This is a genomic window from Streptomyces sp. NPDC001980 (assembly GCF_040296885.1).
Classification (GTDB): domain Bacteria; phylum Actinomycetota; class Actinomycetes; order Streptomycetales; family Streptomycetaceae; genus Streptomyces.
The window spans coordinates 132994-147048 of the sequence record NZ_JBEOYD010000009.1; the positions used below are offsets into that span (position 1 = coordinate 132994).

Annotated in this window: 17 protein-coding genes; 7 read left to right on the top strand and 10 right to left on the bottom strand. The window is 67.2% G+C overall.

The annotated features are described in order from the left end of the window. Positions 1-44 precede the first annotated feature (44 nt). From ABT137_RS16240 to ABT137_RS16265, 6 genes are all read left to right on the top strand, one after another. Positions 45-347, top strand: coding sequence for a WXG100 family type VII secretion target (locus tag ABT137_RS16240; RefSeq protein ID WP_351708727.1), 303 nt, complete (start codon positions 45-47; stop codon positions 345-347). Positions 348-568: 221 nt separating this feature from the next. Next, the gene (locus tag ABT137_RS16245; RefSeq protein ID WP_351708730.1) at positions 569-784 is read left to right on the top strand and encodes a hypothetical protein; all 216 of its coding nucleotides are present in this window, start codon (positions 569-571) and stop codon (positions 782-784) included. Beyond that, positions 781-2301 (top strand): putative T7SS-secreted protein, encoded by a 1521-nt coding sequence (locus ABT137_RS16250; protein ID WP_351708733.1) that lies wholly within the window; start codon positions 781-783, stop codon positions 2299-2301. Before ABT137_RS16245 ends, ABT137_RS16250 begins: the two co-directional genes overlap by 4 nt. Next, entirely contained in the window at positions 2294-3685 is a 1392-nt protein-coding gene (locus ABT137_RS16255) for a hypothetical protein (protein ID WP_351708736.1), read from the top strand. Before ABT137_RS16250 ends, ABT137_RS16255 begins: the two co-directional genes overlap by 8 nt. Beyond that, positions 3678-4370 carry a hypothetical protein gene (locus ABT137_RS16260; RefSeq protein WP_351708739.1) on the top strand — a complete coding sequence of 231 codons (693 nt, stop codon included), beginning with the start codon at positions 3678-3680 and terminating at the stop codon, positions 4368-4370. The genes ABT137_RS16255 and ABT137_RS16260 overlap by 8 nt, the downstream gene beginning before the upstream one ends. Beyond that, positions 4363-4956, top strand: a complete 594-nt coding sequence (locus ABT137_RS16265; RefSeq protein ID WP_351708742.1) for a hypothetical protein — start codon at positions 4363-4365, stop codon at positions 4954-4956. Before ABT137_RS16260 ends, ABT137_RS16265 begins: the two co-directional genes overlap by 8 nt. A 154-nt stretch (positions 4957-5110) precedes the next feature. Here the strand turns inward: ABT137_RS16265 and ABT137_RS16270 are convergent, their stop codons facing one another. The 8 genes from ABT137_RS16270 to ABT137_RS16305 form a co-directional block, all read right to left on the bottom strand. Continuing rightward, on the bottom strand, positions 5111-6196 hold the full coding sequence (locus tag ABT137_RS16270; protein WP_351708745.1) for a hypothetical protein: 1086 nt from the start codon (positions 6194-6196) through the stop codon (positions 5111-5113). Next, positions 6187-6864 carry a hypothetical protein gene (locus ABT137_RS16275; protein WP_351708748.1) on the bottom strand — a complete coding sequence of 226 codons (678 nt, stop codon included), beginning with the start codon at positions 6862-6864 and terminating at the stop codon, positions 6187-6189. The genes ABT137_RS16270 and ABT137_RS16275 overlap by 10 nt, the downstream gene beginning before the upstream one ends. Before the next feature lie 409 nt (positions 6865-7273). Further along, positions 7274-7951, bottom strand: a complete 678-nt coding sequence (locus ABT137_RS16280) for a hypothetical protein (RefSeq protein ID WP_351708751.1) — start codon at positions 7949-7951, stop codon at positions 7274-7276. Between the two features lie 31 nt (positions 7952-7982). Further along, positions 7983-8648: a hypothetical protein gene (locus tag ABT137_RS16285; RefSeq protein WP_351708754.1), complete on the bottom strand. Its 666-nt coding sequence runs from the start codon at positions 8646-8648 to the stop codon at positions 7983-7985. 24 nt (positions 8649-8672) lie between these two features. Continuing rightward, positions 8673-10016: a putative T7SS-secreted protein gene (locus ABT137_RS16290; RefSeq protein ID WP_351708757.1), complete on the bottom strand. Its 1344-nt coding sequence runs from the start codon at positions 10014-10016 to the stop codon at positions 8673-8675. Then, positions 10013-10330 (bottom strand): hypothetical protein, encoded by a 318-nt coding sequence (locus ABT137_RS16295; RefSeq protein ID WP_351708760.1) that lies wholly within the window; start codon positions 10328-10330, stop codon positions 10013-10015. Before ABT137_RS16295 ends, ABT137_RS16290 begins: the two co-directional genes overlap by 4 nt. A gap of 807 nt (positions 10331-11137) precedes the next feature. Continuing rightward, complete coding sequence (locus ABT137_RS16300; RefSeq protein ID WP_351708763.1) at positions 11138-11533, bottom strand: hypothetical protein; 396 nt, start codon at positions 11531-11533, stop codon at positions 11138-11140. Further along, entirely contained in the window at positions 11533-11880 is a 348-nt protein-coding gene (locus ABT137_RS16305; protein WP_351708766.1) for a hypothetical protein, read from the bottom strand. Before ABT137_RS16305 ends, ABT137_RS16300 begins: the two co-directional genes overlap by 1 nt. A 157-nt stretch (positions 11881-12037) precedes the next feature. On the opposite strand from ABT137_RS16305, the gene ABT137_RS16310 reads away from it, so the two are divergent. Beyond that, positions 12038-12334 carry a GntR family transcriptional regulator gene (locus tag ABT137_RS16310; protein ID WP_351708769.1) on the top strand — a complete coding sequence of 99 codons (297 nt, stop codon included), beginning with the start codon at positions 12038-12040 and terminating at the stop codon, positions 12332-12334. A gap of 120 nt (positions 12335-12454) precedes the next feature. On the opposite strand, the gene ABT137_RS16315 is transcribed toward ABT137_RS16310, so the two are convergent. Beyond that, positions 12455-13345 (bottom strand): hypothetical protein, encoded by an 891-nt coding sequence (locus tag ABT137_RS16315; RefSeq protein WP_351708772.1) that lies wholly within the window; start codon positions 13343-13345, stop codon positions 12455-12457. 36 nt (positions 13346-13381) lie between these two features. Further along, positions 13382-14050, bottom strand: coding sequence for a hypothetical protein (locus ABT137_RS16320; RefSeq protein WP_351708774.1), 669 nt, complete (start codon positions 14048-14050; stop codon positions 13382-13384). Positions 14051-14055 lie beyond the last annotated feature (5 nt).

A 14055-nucleotide genomic window follows, 5' to 3' on the forward strand; every position in this document is an offset into this window, starting at 1 on the left:
CACGGGGGAAGGCCCTGAGGCCACACCAACGGGAGGGAGCCGTCATGGCCAGCAAAGACACGGATCTCACATATGCGGAGATGGAGAAGGTCGCGGGCGACCTGATCAAGGACATGCACGAGCTTGAGGACAAGATCAAGAACGTCGAGAAGCGCGTCTCCGCCCTGGTGGAGAACGGCTTCACCACCCAGAAGGCCTCGGGAGCGTACGACGACTCCATGAAGGACTTCACGAAGGGCGCGACGAAGACGATCCAGGGCCTGCACGGGCTGTCCGACTTCCTGAAGAAGGCCAAGGAAGCGTACGAGCAGCTGGACGACTCGCTGGCGAAGCAGGCCAAGGGTTAGTCACCTCGGCAGGCGACGAGTCACGTCGGTGCGATGGAGCGGTCGGCCATCGCACCGACGGGCTGTGCGCCGACGTTTCATGAGCCTTCTCGACGGGGGTAACGGGGGTAGTTGTGTCGGATCAGACCGCTGATCTCTCACGCATCAAGGAGAGCGCACGCTCGCTTTCCAGGATCCACAAGGAGTTCGCCGATAACGCGAACCCTGCGAAGGGGCTGGGGGTGCCCGTCTTCGGCGAACAGGGGCTGGTCGACGTCTTCGACGACTTCGGCGACAACTGGCGGGTCCACCGCGGGCGTCTGCTGGACGAACTGGAGAAACTCTCGAAGATCCTCACCGCTGCGGCGAAGGGCTACGAGGACATCGACCACCAGCTCGCCGAGGCCCTGCGCGGGACGGATGCCAAGCCGGCCAGGCCCACCGGAGGCGCGAAGTGACACGGCCCCGGGCCGACGAGTGGGCGGTGATCGGCGAATCGGCCGATCCGGTACCCGGCGACCCCGACGAAGTCGCCGCACTCGGCAGAGAACTGCGGAAGACCGCCGAGTCCATCAAGAAGCAAGCCGCCGAGATCAAGGCCCTGTCCTCGGTCGAGGCGTGGAAGAGCAAGGCGGCGGACGAATTCCGGCAGCAGGCGGAAGAGGCCGGAGGGAAGCTGCGCAAGGCTTTCCAGCGCTACGACGCGGCGGCCGACGCGCTGGGCGAGCGGGTTCTCGACGGTTCGTCCTCCACCGAGTACGCCTCGGAGCTCCACCGCGCGCAGCAGATGGCCGACAAGGCACTCCGCGACGCCCGGACCGCCGACGACGAGCACCGGGCGAGCGGCGGCGCCCTCGACAAGCTGCCCAAGGACACCCCGGACGACGATCCGAGCCGCAAGAAGCTCCAGAACCGCCAGGAGGCGGCCAGTTCGGCGCTGGAGCGGGCGAAGAAGGAGCTGGAGACGGCGAAGGACGTCCGGGACGCGGCGGCCAAACGAGCCCGCGACGCGATCCGGCACGCCATCGACCATGACGGTCTCAAGGACAGTGGCTGGGACAAGTTCAAGGGGTGGGTGCACGATCACGCCGGGGTGATCGAATCGATCCTTGCGTGGAGCGGCTGGATCGCCACGATCTGCGGGACGCTCTCCTTGATGGTGGGGTGGATCCCGATCGTCGGCCAGGCGCTCGCCGGCATCCTGGGCAGCATCGCGCTCCTCGCCACCCTGGTCTCGCTCGTGGGGCACCTGCTGCTGGCCCTGTCCGGCGACGGCAGCTGGTTCGACGTCGCCCTAGACGTCGTCGGCCTCGTCACGCTGGGCATCGGCCGAGGTGCCATCGCGGGGGCCAAGGGCGCGTCACTCGCCGCCAAGGTCTCCGCGAGGTCCGCGGCGGGGCGCGTGCTCAGGGCCGGCATCAAGGCGAAGCCCGGTACGGCCGCCTACCAGCGGGCCCTGAGCCAGACCTGGAGGCGAGCCAACGAACTCAGCGGCGGTGCGCTGCGTGGCAAGGCCGGTGCCGAGGCCCTCGCCGGCGCACCGAAGGGATGGAACCCCGGAACCGCCCGGCTCATGGATGCCTTCAGCCCTGGGTCGATCGGCAAGGAGACATGGGAAGGCCTCAAGGGCGTCAAGGATCTCAATTGGAGCAACCTGCGGCAGCTGGGTGACGGCTCCACCTGGGCTGGAGCATGGCCACGGGTCGGGGACAGCGGCATCGCCGGGCTGGAGAAGAGCATGGGACAGATCTCGGAGTCCCTGCGAGCCGACGATGCCGTGAAGGCGGCCGGCGGAGTGTTCAAGACGCAGACCCGGATCTGGGCGGGCTCGACCTTCGTCGCCTCGGCCACCGACCTCCTCGACAAGGGCGAGATCACGGGCTGGATCGGCGATCATGTCGGGATCAGCGGGCTGGACGACGGGGTCTGGTCGGCAACCGGGGTCAAGGACGCCACGACGACAGGCGATGGGTGAGCGGACAGTGAAGGCCGAGCAGCGGACGACGGAGGAGGTGCCGGGCAGGCAGAACGCTCTGGTGCGGCCCAGACGCATGCGCCCGCACAACGTCGATGTCGTACGCCGGGCTCGTCTCTACGCGGACGGAAAGACCCTTGTCGTACGCGACCGGCGCCTGCGAGAGCGCCGGTATCCGGTCGGTCCGGGAGGCATTCGGCGAGCCGTGTTCGTCCCGCCGCCGACCGACGCGTGGGAAACCGTCACCAAGCGGCCTGCGGAGCGCTGGGGTGTCCTCGTCTTCCAGAACGAGGACGGGCATGACGTCCTGTGCGTCCCGCTCGCCGACTGGCTGCCGGAAGCCGGCATCGTGGGGATCCTGGAACTGAAACCCGCGAAGTGCCTGGACCGGACCGGGCTGCGGGAGTTGGCAGCGGCCCTCGGCATCCCGGTGGAGGACAAGCCGCGTTCGAAGACCGGTGAACGTGAGTTGCCGGAACACGGCAGCTCGGGACCGGCTCCGGACCGCGCGGTTCATCGCGAACTGCCCCGCTGGCACAGCTGGATCAGAGGACTCGGCCTCTTGGGCTGGCTCGTCGCTCTCGTCGTCGCCTTCGCGGGCGATGTCGACTGGTGCCTGCCGATCGCCGCGAGCGCTCTGTTCGCGGTACCGGCAGCCGACTCCGTGGTGCGTGTCGGCGCGTGGTGGCGCAACCGACGGGACGACGGCCGATATTTCGCCGAGGCGGTACTGATCACGCCCGAACCGGCGACAGGTGAGGGAGCCACGCCTCGATTTCGCCGTACGGCGTCCGCACGCGTGCTGCCCGGTGACGTGGTGCTGACCGACACCGTCGGTCGGGAGCGCTGGCTCGGACGCGATGGCGCGCACGGCGTCGCGCGGCTCGTACGCCTCGTGTCCCCGGCGGACCGGCAGCCGCTGGGCGTCGAGTTCAGGGACCACAGCGGCCAGGCCCGGGCGCTGTTGCCGTGGCGGCACTGGTTCGCCGGTCCGCTGGGCCGGAGTCGCTGGGAGGAAATGGTCTCGGCGCTCTCGGTCTCCGCAGTGGACGAGGAGGTACGAAGCAGCGGGCAGGCCGCGGGGGCCACGAAGCCCTGGTGGCACAGCCACCCCCTCGCTGCTGACGCTCGCGCGATGTCGCCTCTGCCGGCCAAGGACGCGCGCGCCGAGACGAGTTGGCACAGCTCGGTGATCGGCGGAAACGAGCTGCTGCTGGTTCCCCTCTTCAGCCTCGTGCTGCTCGCCGGACTCTTCGGCGACAGCGTCACAGCCCGCCTGGCCGGTCTGTTCTCCGCACTGACCATCGTGGCCGAATGGGGCCCGGCCGCGGCGAAGTCGCTGTACAGCCGCTTCCACTATGACAAGCCGAACGAGCATGCGTGACGACCCCGGCCGGACCGACGACCCCGGAGCCACTGTGACCGCGAACGTGGGCAGCACCCGCAACCCCGCATCCCCCGGTGATTACCGGCTGTTGCTGCCGGAGGGCTGGTTCCGGGTACGGATCGACCCGGAGGGGCGCGAGGGCTCGGTCGACGCCTTGGTCGACCGCCAGTTCGCGGGAGTCGACAACGCACCTCACCTCAAGCGGCAACTGCGGGACGAACTCTTGGCGCAGGCCACGGCGGCCTACCGGGACGGCGGAATCGAGCTGTACCTGAGTCTCCAGCAGGCGGGCCCCCTCACGATCCCCGCTTCCCTGCTGATCACGCTGCTGCGACCGGCACCGGGCACAGCCCAGCCCGACCCGACCGAACTGGCCAGGCGTCTCTCGGCCGACATGGCCGCCGAGGCAACGGTCTTGGAGCTGGCGGCGGGCACGGCGGTTCGCGTGCGCCGAGCGACAGGGCAGCCGGGCACCCCTGCTCCCGCCGGGGCACCCGGAAGCGTCGACGAGGCGCTGCCCTCCGTGACAGTGGACTACCAACTACTCGTGCCGGGAACCACAGCGCACGTCCTGCTGACCTTCTCCACCCCACTCCTGCAGATCGCCGACGCCATGGTCGAACTCTTCGACGCGGTGGCCGGCTCGCTCACCTGGCTGGACGGTGACGGAACCCATGAGTGACATCGAGACATGCGGCATCGTCTGCCCGACGGACTGGGTGCCGCTCCCGCTCGATCCCTCGGACGACGTGAAGAAGTGGGCGAAGACCACCGCGGCGGAACTCTGCGAGCGGAGTCGCGCGGCGGGGTACGAACTGGACAGCAGAGCCCTGCGGAAGGACCTGCGGGGCTGGGCCGAGGACAGCCGCAACCGCGGTCCGTTGTACGGCTTCGCCTTCTATCCGGACGGGTTCGACACCGCCCTGGCCCTCCTGGAGGTCGAGGTCTTCCGGCCCGACGAGACAGTTCCTCGCTTCTCCCTCGACTGGCTGGCGGACACCTTCAGCACACACGAGTTCGGCCCCCCGCAGATCTCACACCCCGAACTGCCTCTCGGCCCCGCCGTGCGCCTCCGCCAGCACTTCGCGGCGGCCGGCATGCCACGCGGCGGTCCCGGAGTGCTGCTGCAGACAGTCACGTACGGAGTTCTCCCGGAGGGCACCGACAACGCCGTCGTGCTCCAGGTCTCCTGGTCCGTGCCGGGCATCGACGAGGAGATCGAGGAGGCCGCGGACAGCATCGCGCGGACATTGACGGTGGGGTTCTGAGCCGAGGGGAGCCGATGGTCGTCGACTGCTCGTCGACGACCAGGGGACCGCACACGCGATCGTCTCGGCTCAGGCCAGCACTGGCGTCCTGACCGCCGGGTGTTGCCCGAACGGCACGGCGAACTCCCTCTCTCCGCAGGACACATGCGTCTGATCAGCGAACGACGGCTTGGATTTCCTTGACGGTGACGTCCTGCGTGGTTCCGAAGGTGCCGTCGGGCAGGTCTCCTCCCGCGTTGCCGGTTCCCGTCCAGGAGATCTTCCAGGTGATCGTCGCCCGAAGCTTGAAGACGCTGTCGCCGGAGGAGCGCAGGTACCTGATGCCACAGGGCGGCGTCTTGCCCGCGTCTCCCTTGGCGTAGGGCTGGCCGATGGAGCCGTCGGCGTTGAAGACGCACTCGCCGGAGGCGGGGAACGTCTCGGCGTCCGCGGTGCCGGGTTCGAGCTTGAGGGAGACGGGCTTCGCGGTGGTCGTGGCCTGGATGCTGAAGCCGGGGACGTTGAGCGCCGCCGTGGCCTGCACCTCGCCGAAGACGGCCTTGTCGAGCCAGGCCCAGGTCGGCAGGTTCACCTTGGTGGTGGCCGCGGGCGCGAGGGTCACCTTGGTGTGGGGCAGTTGCATGCGCTGGTACGCGAGGGCGGCGAGGATCTCCGGCTTGATGGCCTGCTTGAACCGGGCCGGCGGGGCGTTGCCGTTGTCGACCCAGAAGGGGAGGTCGTTGCACGAACTCCGCTTGAGCACGTCGGGTTCGTCGGGATTCTCGACCGCGGCCCAGAACATCCCCTCGCCGTCCTTGTCGACGTTGTAGTCCTTGTAGCCGGGGGTGTCCGTCCAGCCGTACTCGTCCTCGTAGTGACGCTGCATCTCGCCGATCGCCGCGCCCGCGGTACCGCCCATACCGGGGGTGTTCTTGGCACTCTCGATCTGCCCGGACATCTTCTTCTTGAAGTCCTTGGCGCCGAGGTAGGGGGCGTACCAGCACGGCGGAGGCGTCCAGTTGACGTCGGAGGAGGTCATGTTTCCGGTGCCGCCGTCCTTGGTGACGGCGCCGGAGTACTGGATTTTTGCGGTGGCGTAGATGCCGTTCGAGTCCCCGCCGCCCGACTGCTCTGTGTCGGCGCCCTTATCCTTGCCCAGCGGTCCTGACGCGTAGGCCGGTTCCGTGAGGAGGAGACCACCGAGAACCAGCGTCAGCGCTCCGGTACCGAGCAGTACGCGTCGCGACCCGCTCACTGGCACTTCGCCGCCTTGGTCTGGACGTACACCTTGGATGCCTGCCACAGGTCGTCGGCCGTGGGGAACTTGGCCATGACGATCTTGAAGTAGTCGAAGTCCGCGAGACTGGGCTTGGTCTTCAGGACCTTCCCCGTCTTGATCTCCTTGCCATAGAACTTGGTCGAGTCCACACAGAAAGCCACCTCCACGGCCTGGCTGTTCGTGGTGGACCGGGTGCTGACGTCGTAGTGGCGCTCCGTGCCGGTCGCCGTCCAACCGCCCTTGATCCAGTCATTGATCTGCACTTGCCCGTAGTGGAGCCCGTCACCGGTGGCGTACGTGGTCAGTGCCGCGTCCTTGGTCGTTCGCTTGTCGATGCCCCGGTAGATGGCGCGGAGGAAGTTCGCGGCATCCTCCATCGCCGCCGCCTCGTTCTTGTCCTTCGGCTTGTCCCAGTCGAAGACCATGGTCAGGTCCATGTCCTTCGGCAGCGACACATCCACGCCGTCCGGCTTGTCCGCTGCCGGTGCTCCTGAAGCGGATGCCGAAGCCGCCGGCGTCTTCGTCCCCTGGTCGGCCCCGGCGATCTTGTCGTTGTCGCTGGCCTTGTCGTCCCCGCTGCCGCAGGCGGTCAACAGCAGTGCTGCGGTTGCCGCCAGTGCGGCAGCGGCGGGCAAAGTACGGCGCTTCACAGTGAACTCCCCATGAGACAAAAGTCCATTCAAGAGATCCGACGGTATCGGGGAGGTTCCCGGTTTCGCCAGCGCGAACATCGCTGTGAATGGTGATAATCCTGGGCGCATGGGGTGCTCGGGGGTGTGACCTGCGTCCTGATCCAGCCTGAACGGGTGACGGCCTTGGGTGCGCTTGTGTGTCGCGTACCGGTGCCGTAGGGCATGAGTTCCGTTTCGCTATCGCGGCGCTTTGCAGCTCGGGCGGGCGTACGGCGGGTATACCGATGCACACGGCTCCGGTTCGGCCCTGTGCTTCCCGCATTCGACATTGCCCGTCGGCGCATGCCCCGGGACTCAGCGACGCGCAGTGCGTCGGTGAGGCACTCGGCGAGGCGCGATGCGTCAAGGCGGGCTCAGTGCCCTTCCTTCACTTCTCTTTCCGGGCGTCGCCCAAGGGCGATTCGAAGCTCGTGAGTTCCGCGATGTTGTGGAGTATCGCGCGGTATTGGACGCGTCGTTCCACCGCGGTGGTGCTGAGTGTGAGAACTGCCATGCGCCTGCGGTCCGGGTGGGGAAGGTAGGCGTGGATCTGGAGCAGCGGGGTCGGGGGAAGACCGGACTCGGGGGATGGGGTGCGTACCGTCTCGCCCATGGACGCCGGTCCGCTGGGCAGGTCCAGGTACTCGACGTGCGCATGCTGCTCCACCGTCGCCACTGCCCGTGCCGCGCTCACCGGCCGCGGTGCCCAGGCGACGTCCCGCCATGACACGGTGAAGAGGGAGTGCAGGGTATCGCCGCTGCTCCCCGCGACATCGTCGCGGTGGACGCCCAGAGCGCAGTGGACGGTGCCCACTTCGCGCAGGGCGCCAAGGAGTTGTTGTCCCGATGCCAGCTGGGCGATGAACTGCTGCCTGGTGACGCCGTCGGGGATGGCCTCGACCAGGGGGGCCAGTGCCTGACGGAGCCGGTCCGCGTCGGCAGAAGCGGGCGGCGCGAGAAGCACGTCGATGGGCAGCTCCGTGAAGCCGCCGGGGGTGGCGAACCAGATTCCGGCGTGCGGGTCGGTGGCCGAGTCGTCGATGACGATCTGGGGCGTTGGATCCATGTTCTTCGAAAGTTCCGTCGGTGTCGGGGATTCAGGGACGGGTGGGCACGACCCCGGCGCGACGACCGCGCTCGATGTCCTCGGCGGTGGCCCCCCAGCCGGCGACACCACGAGTCTCTTCGTCCGCCCCGCTCTGCTGGTGAAGGAAACGGAGGCGGCGTGGCATCGATCCGTCGGACGCGGGCGCGCCGAGCACCCCGATGAAACGTGGGTCGCCGGCGAACCACACCTCGCCGATCTGGGCCTTCAGCTCGGATGCCGCACGGGGTGACATGCGTCGGCTCCACCAGCCCACTCCCCAGTGCCGGCCGAACACCATGGGCAGCGACTCCTCCGGCCGAGCCGGGTTCGGGAACTCGAACCAGCCGAACTGCCTGCCGACGACATCGGTTCGCTTGGTGAGGCCGTACGGGATCTCGTGGGACAGCTGCCAGGGGTACACCCGCAGGACCCGGCGCATCCGGAAGACGCCGGCGATCACGAAGAGCTGAAGGAAGGCCCGGTAAAAGCTGTACATCAGGAACGGTACGACGACGACCACGAACCCGGGCCCCAGGAACACCGCCAATGCGGCCAGCAGGGCGAACCATGACGCGATCCAGGCGACGAGAGCGGCCACGTTCATCGCCAGCTGCTTGCCCCAGGCTTGCCGGGTCGGAGGGTGCTCCCACGCTGTGGGGTGGTCTGCGGGGTTCATATGAGCTCTTTCTCGTTCTTCGAATCAGAACACATGCCGTGCGAGGTCGATCAGCGCGCCGCCGTCCAGGATGCTTCGAACGCCGTCGATTCCGGTGCCGCTGTCCTTGGCACCGTCGTTGTCGAGCTCGTCCACGGCGCTGGACACCAGTCCGTAGCCCGCAGTCACCACACCGAGCGAAGCAGAGGTGATCTCCACGATCTCACCGGCCCGTGCCGAGTCCCGTGCCCCACGCACGACCAGGTTCAACGCCGGATTTCCGAGGCCGGTGATCGCCTTGGCATGAGTCATCGTCTCGCCGCCGAATGTCCTCAGCACCGTTCCGAGGGTGACGGCTTCCTCGCCGGCGCGGAGGGCGTTCACTGCGCCACGGGCGCCCAGGCCCACTGCGCCCACACCGGGAACCGCTCCGAGCACGTCGCCGCCGAGACTGACGACATTCCCCCAGAAGTCGGAGTCGAACTCACCTTTGGTGAATCCGTCCTTGAGTGAGGCGAGCACCTCGGAGTCGCTCAGCCGCATGGTGAGGGCGGTCGCACTCAATGCGGCTGCCGTCAGCAGGAGCACCACCGCGGCCACACCTCCGGTCGCCACGAACAGCGCCACCAGACCGATGACACCCGCGGTGAAACTCAGAATGTCGGGCAGGTTCTCGGTGAACCAGTCGCTGAACTCGTCCAGCCAGCCCGGCTCGTGCGGCGCCAGTTTCTGCGTGGCGTCGCGGATCTTTCCGGCGCGGTACCGAGCCTTCTCCTCGTGCTCCTCGGCGAGCTTCTTCGCCCGTCCGATGATCTCGTCGAGTTCGGACTGCGCTGTCTCCACGGCGGTGTTGGCGTGGGTCAGGCTCTTCTGTGCCTTGTCGTGCTCGCTTCCCTTGCCCTTGAGCCCGGGATCGTTCTTCGCCTTCGCGGCATTCCCCTTCGCCGCGTCCAGGGTGGACCGGGCGTCCTGGGCCTCCTGCTCAAGCTTCTTGGCCCGACGCTGGAACTCTTCGAGCTCGCCCTCCCAGCTGTCGAGTTGGCGAGCGGCCTTACGGATGGAGTGCGCCGCGTTCTTCAGATTGAGGGGGAGGGGGCCTCCCTCGATCTGCTCGCGGAAGGCCACAGCGGCGTCGCCCTCCCAGTAACTGCCGTCCATGAGCTTGGTGACGAGCCCATGGGACTCTTCGAGGACCTTGGCGCAGTTGCCGAGCTTGAGGTACAGGTCGTGGACTGTGTCGGTGTCACCCGGCGTCGGGTTGAAGCCCAGGTGCGGATAGTCCGGATTCGGGATGGACGGAGAGGCTTTCAGGCCCTGGGGCAGAGTGCCGTCGCGGGCGGCCGGAGAGTTGGCGTACGGCGGCCTTTCGGCGCCCGGCGTGTACGTCACTTCGTCCCCCCTGCGCCGCTGTGCTTGGACTTCTTCAAGGCCTCTTCCAACGCCTTGTCGACCTCTTCGTAGCTCTTCTTGCTCTCGCCGATGATCTTGGCGAGGTCCTCGGTCTGCTTTCCGATCTCCTCGGTCCCGTACCTCCAGTCGTCCTGGAAGTCCTCGCAGGCCGAGTCCAGGTCGTCGGTGCCCAGACCCGTGACGGTGGCATCGCTCAGGGCCTTGCGTAGACCCTTCAGTGAACTGCTCGACTTGTTGAGCAGCTTCATGAAATGGGCGAGTTCGCCGCCGTCCACTACCAGGCGGTCAGCCATATGCTTCTTCCCCGCGGCAATCAGGGGTCTTCGCACTCGTGGCGGCAGGGAACGCGGAGGAGCAGTGTGCGCCGCAGTCGGCGGCAAGGGCTCGCTCGCCCCCGTCGCATCGCCTGGCAAGGGTCCGGTGTCCTTCGCTGCGACACACGTGGAGCAGTGTTCGGCGGCGCTTCAACAGTGGACTCCCCCGAGAGTCAGAAGTTCGTCAAGAGAGTCCAACGCTATCTTCAAGAAGTGTGGTTCGCTAGCGTGAACTTCCCCCCAGATCCGGTCATTCCGGAGACCGGCTTCCTGGTGTGTGGGGGGAGGGGGGCGGGCGGCTGGGAGGCTGTCAGCCGCTCCGTCGTTCCTCAGGTAAGCCGAGCCGACCGTCGTTTCCACGGCCATGAGGCGGCCGCACGTTCGTCCCCCTGGTTTCTCGACGCACCCCACTGGCAAGGCGAAGCGGTCCGTGCATATGTGAATACCGTGAACGGGCCGCAGAAGCCCCGTGGGGCGAGCGGGCCCTTGACGGGCCGTCCGCCCCACCGCGATCACCCGACGGTCCTCTGCTGCCACCGGTGTGCTCGGCTTGGCTTCGCCGTCAGAAGACCTCCACTCGAAGTACAGAATCCGCAGCCCCTTGGAAGCGGTGGACCGGACGGGTTCGACGTGCTTGTTCTCCGGAAGGCCGGCGTCGGAGTCGAAGGTGGGAAGCAGCTGCGGGGTGTCCCGCGCGATCGCCGCGCGCGGGGCCTTCGAGGTGCTCCGGCATGGGCAGGACGGTCGATATCGGTTCGGCGGCGTCGGCAATCATGACCGCTGAACTCATTCGACGCGTGGTGATTTCAACCGTAGCCCGGTCGCCGTGTTCTGCGTTGCCTGTCCGTGGGTGCCTTCGTGGTCGTCCTCATCGTCCGGTACGCCCAAGCGCATGCCTCGGGACTCGGCGACGCGCAGCGCGTCGGTGAGGCATTCGGCGAGACGGATGCCGACGTAGCGGACCTCGGTGTACGGCGACATCAGGTCGTCGAGCACCTCGCGGGCACTGACCAGGACGTCGGTGGCGGTGGTGAGCTGGGCGGCCTCCTGGTCGTCGGCGAGGCGGGAGAGGTAGCTGCCGTTGTTGTCCGTGACCAAGTAGCAAGGCTTGCCCTCGGGGGTGGGCCAGGGGAGGAGGCGGGCGGAGGCTGGGGCGTGCGTGTTGCTCCTTGCCTGTTCCATCAGGCAGCCACCTCCGGCGCGCCGACCACGTGCTGGTCGAGGTCGATCCCGAAGTCGGCGGCGAGTACGAGGGTGAGGCGGCGGCGCCGCTGGAGGGCGGCCTCGCGTTCGTGGGCGGTGAGGTAGGGGCGGACGAGCGCGGAGTCGGCGCCGTCGAGGAAGGTGACCAGGCCGTACGGCGACCGGTGGCCGGGGAGGTGCCGGGGCTCGGCGGTGAGCGGGCAGCGTACGAGGGTGAGGTGCAGGTGGAGGAAGGGCTGACGGTGAGGGCGGCGGCGCCGTTTACCGGTGCCGGGGGCGAAGAGGAGGCGCAGCCATTGGAGGGCGCGAGGGATAGGGTCGTGCATGTCGACGCTCCTTGTAAGCGTTGGCCGTGCCCCGGGAGGTCTAGCCACCTCGCCGGGGTCTGTCGTCTTTGACGCTACACCGGTCTATAGCCCTCTGCATACAAGTGCAGAGGGATCCATACGATTGTGCAGGTCGCCACCGCTCTACGTTGGACATATGAGCGATACGGAAGAATCGATGACCCCGCTGGACCCCATGAGCGCCAGACCGCTCTATGTTCAGCTGGCCGACGTCATCGCAGGGAAGATCGCATCTGGAGATCTGGCACCGGACAGGCCCATCCCCTCCGAGAACCATCTTGCCGACGAGTACGGCGTAGCCCGTCTCACCGCACGTCGCGCCGCACAGGAACTGCGCGAGCGCGGCCTCATCGTCACAGTGCGCGGCAAGGGATCCTTCGTGGTCGAACAGCCAACGGTCGACGCGGAGAAGGAGAGCGATTCGGACAACTGAAGAGGCCGCGCGGTGTGTCGCGCGGCCTCTTCTGCATTCTTTGAGCTGCGTCGGCTACTCGACGTCGATGTGTGGCGCGTGACCGATACTGTTGCCGTCCGCCCTCGGATGCGTACCTCGCTACAGATCGCCCGGCTTCGGCGCCGCTGCTTCTCCGGAGGGACCCATGAGGATGGAGTGGGTCTCGTGAACGTCCTTGGCTGCCTTCGTGGGCACACTCACCTCCACCATGACGATCCCGCTCCGGAGCCGGGTGATGACCGGGGGCTGGGAACGGCTGGGGAGTTCGCCGAGGAATCGCGTCAGCCGGGCACGCTGACCTGGGGACAACTCGCTTTCGGTGACGGTGTGGACGGCTCCGGAGAGTAGCTGGCACAGCCGCTCGGCGCTGTCGGGATTGCCGGTGAACAGACGGATCCAGGACTGGTCCACGAAGCTCAGCCGTACGTCGGCTTCGGCCTCGCTGTATGTCATCCGCCTTGCTCCGGCGAGAGAATCGCGAGGGAATTCCGCGAGCACGTCGGCCTTGTCCAATGTGCCTGTTCGGGTACCAAGAAAGAGCAGGCGCCGACTCGTCAGGGCGACGTCGGTGGCGTAGCCCTTGGGGCGGCGCGCTGGATCCAGTTGCCAGGGCACGGTCCGCGCCAGAGTGTCGGGCGCGGCCCACATGACGGGAAAGTCCTCGACCTCGTTCTCCGGTTCCTCCGGCCTTCCACGCACGGGTACGTCGCCGAAGGGCGAGCCAGCGGCTCCGCCGATGTTCGCGATGAGGTTGGCGATCAGTGGAATCCCGACGGCGAAGGCACGGCCGGTGCGTTGCGCGACACGGTCCCCAGTCGTACGCAGGGTGTAGCTCGGACCCTCAGGCCAGTCACGCAGTTCCTGCTGGATGTCGTTGCGATCGAGATCTCGGAACCAGCGGGATCCGGAGACAGCCGGTGAGATGCCGGTGGCGAATTTGGCCGCGGTCCTGATCAGCAGGTCCTCGTCGGCTTCGGGATACCAGTCCATCAGTACGTCATCTCTCCACGGAGGAACACAACTCGGTCAGTCGGGAAGACCGGCAGGAGCGGTCGAGGGCGGGAATTCCACCGAGCCGACGATTCCCGCCACGGCGTGTGCGAACTCATCCCACTGTTCCACTGAAGCCGTGTCCAGGGTAAACACAGCGGTGTACGGACCGGTTGCGAACGGGATGTGCACCTGGATTTGTCCCATGATGAGTTCCTCGTCCTGGCCGGACTTCGTGTATCCGCCGTCCACGACAAGTTTCTGGAAGGTGACTCCGCAGACCGCCGGCCCACACGGGAGGTCCAGCCAGGTCACCTCGCGCAATGGGTCCCGGAGCAGAAGTGCCTTGATTCCCTGCGCGACGACCTCCTGATCCGTCTCACCCGACTCGAAGGCCGCGATGGTGAGCGAGCAGTGTGCCACGCCTCCGTCGTCCTCCAGTCCGTAGAGTCCGATACCGAAGAAACCGACCCCGCTCGCAAGCATCTGGTCGGCCATGGCGCTGTACAGCGACCCCATGGTTTCCCACAGCGGCACTTCACCATGTGGATAGATCTCGCGGACGAGTTGCTGTGCTGCCTGTGCCCGCTCGTTTGCATCGAGTGAAACCTCGATCGCGTGCATACCGTGGGGCAGTCGGAAGGCCATTGGGGGCAGTACGGCGCCCTCGATAGTCAGGTCCTGGAGTGTCTCGGGGATGCTCATGAACA

Bases quoted from the DNA above. Each gene is read 5' to 3' on its own strand.
- ABT137_RS16320 (WP_351708774.1), bottom strand. From the start codon at position 14,050: ATGAGCATCCCCGAGACACTCCAGGACCTGACTATCGAGGGCGCCGTA.
- ABT137_RS16315 (WP_351708772.1), bottom strand. From the start codon at position 13,345: ATGGACTGGTATCCCGAAGCCGACGAGGACCTGCTGATCAGGACCGCG.
- ABT137_RS16295 (WP_351708760.1), bottom strand. From the start codon at position 10,330: ATGGCTGACCGCCTGGTAGTGGACGGCGGCGAACTCGCCCATTTCATG.
- ABT137_RS16305 (WP_351708766.1), bottom strand. From the start codon at position 11,880: ATGCACGACCCTATCCCTCGCGCCCTCCAATGGCTGCGCCTCCTCTTC.
- ABT137_RS16255 (WP_351708736.1), top strand. From the start codon at position 2,294: ATGGGTGAGCGGACAGTGAAGGCCGAGCAGCGGACGACGGAGGAGGTG.
- ABT137_RS16240 (WP_351708727.1), top strand. From the start codon at position 45: ATGGCCAGCAAAGACACGGATCTCACATATGCGGAGATGGAGAAGGTC.
- ABT137_RS16285 (WP_351708754.1), bottom strand. From the start codon at position 8,648: ATGAACCCCGCAGACCACCCCACAGCGTGGGAGCACCCTCCGACCCGG.
- ABT137_RS16260 (WP_351708739.1), top strand. From the start codon at position 3,678: ATGCGTGACGACCCCGGCCGGACCGACGACCCCGGAGCCACTGTGACC.
- ABT137_RS16310 (WP_351708769.1), top strand. From the start codon at position 12,038: ATGAGCGATACGGAAGAATCGATGACCCCGCTGGACCCCATGAGCGCC.
- ABT137_RS16300 (WP_351708763.1), bottom strand. From the start codon at position 11,533: ATGGAACAGGCAAGGAGCAACACGCACGCCCCAGCCTCCGCCCGCCTC.
- ABT137_RS16265 (WP_351708742.1), top strand. From the start codon at position 4,363: ATGAGTGACATCGAGACATGCGGCATCGTCTGCCCGACGGACTGGGTG.
- ABT137_RS16280 (WP_351708751.1), bottom strand. From the start codon at position 7,951: ATGGATCCAACGCCCCAGATCGTCATCGACGACTCGGCCACCGACCCG.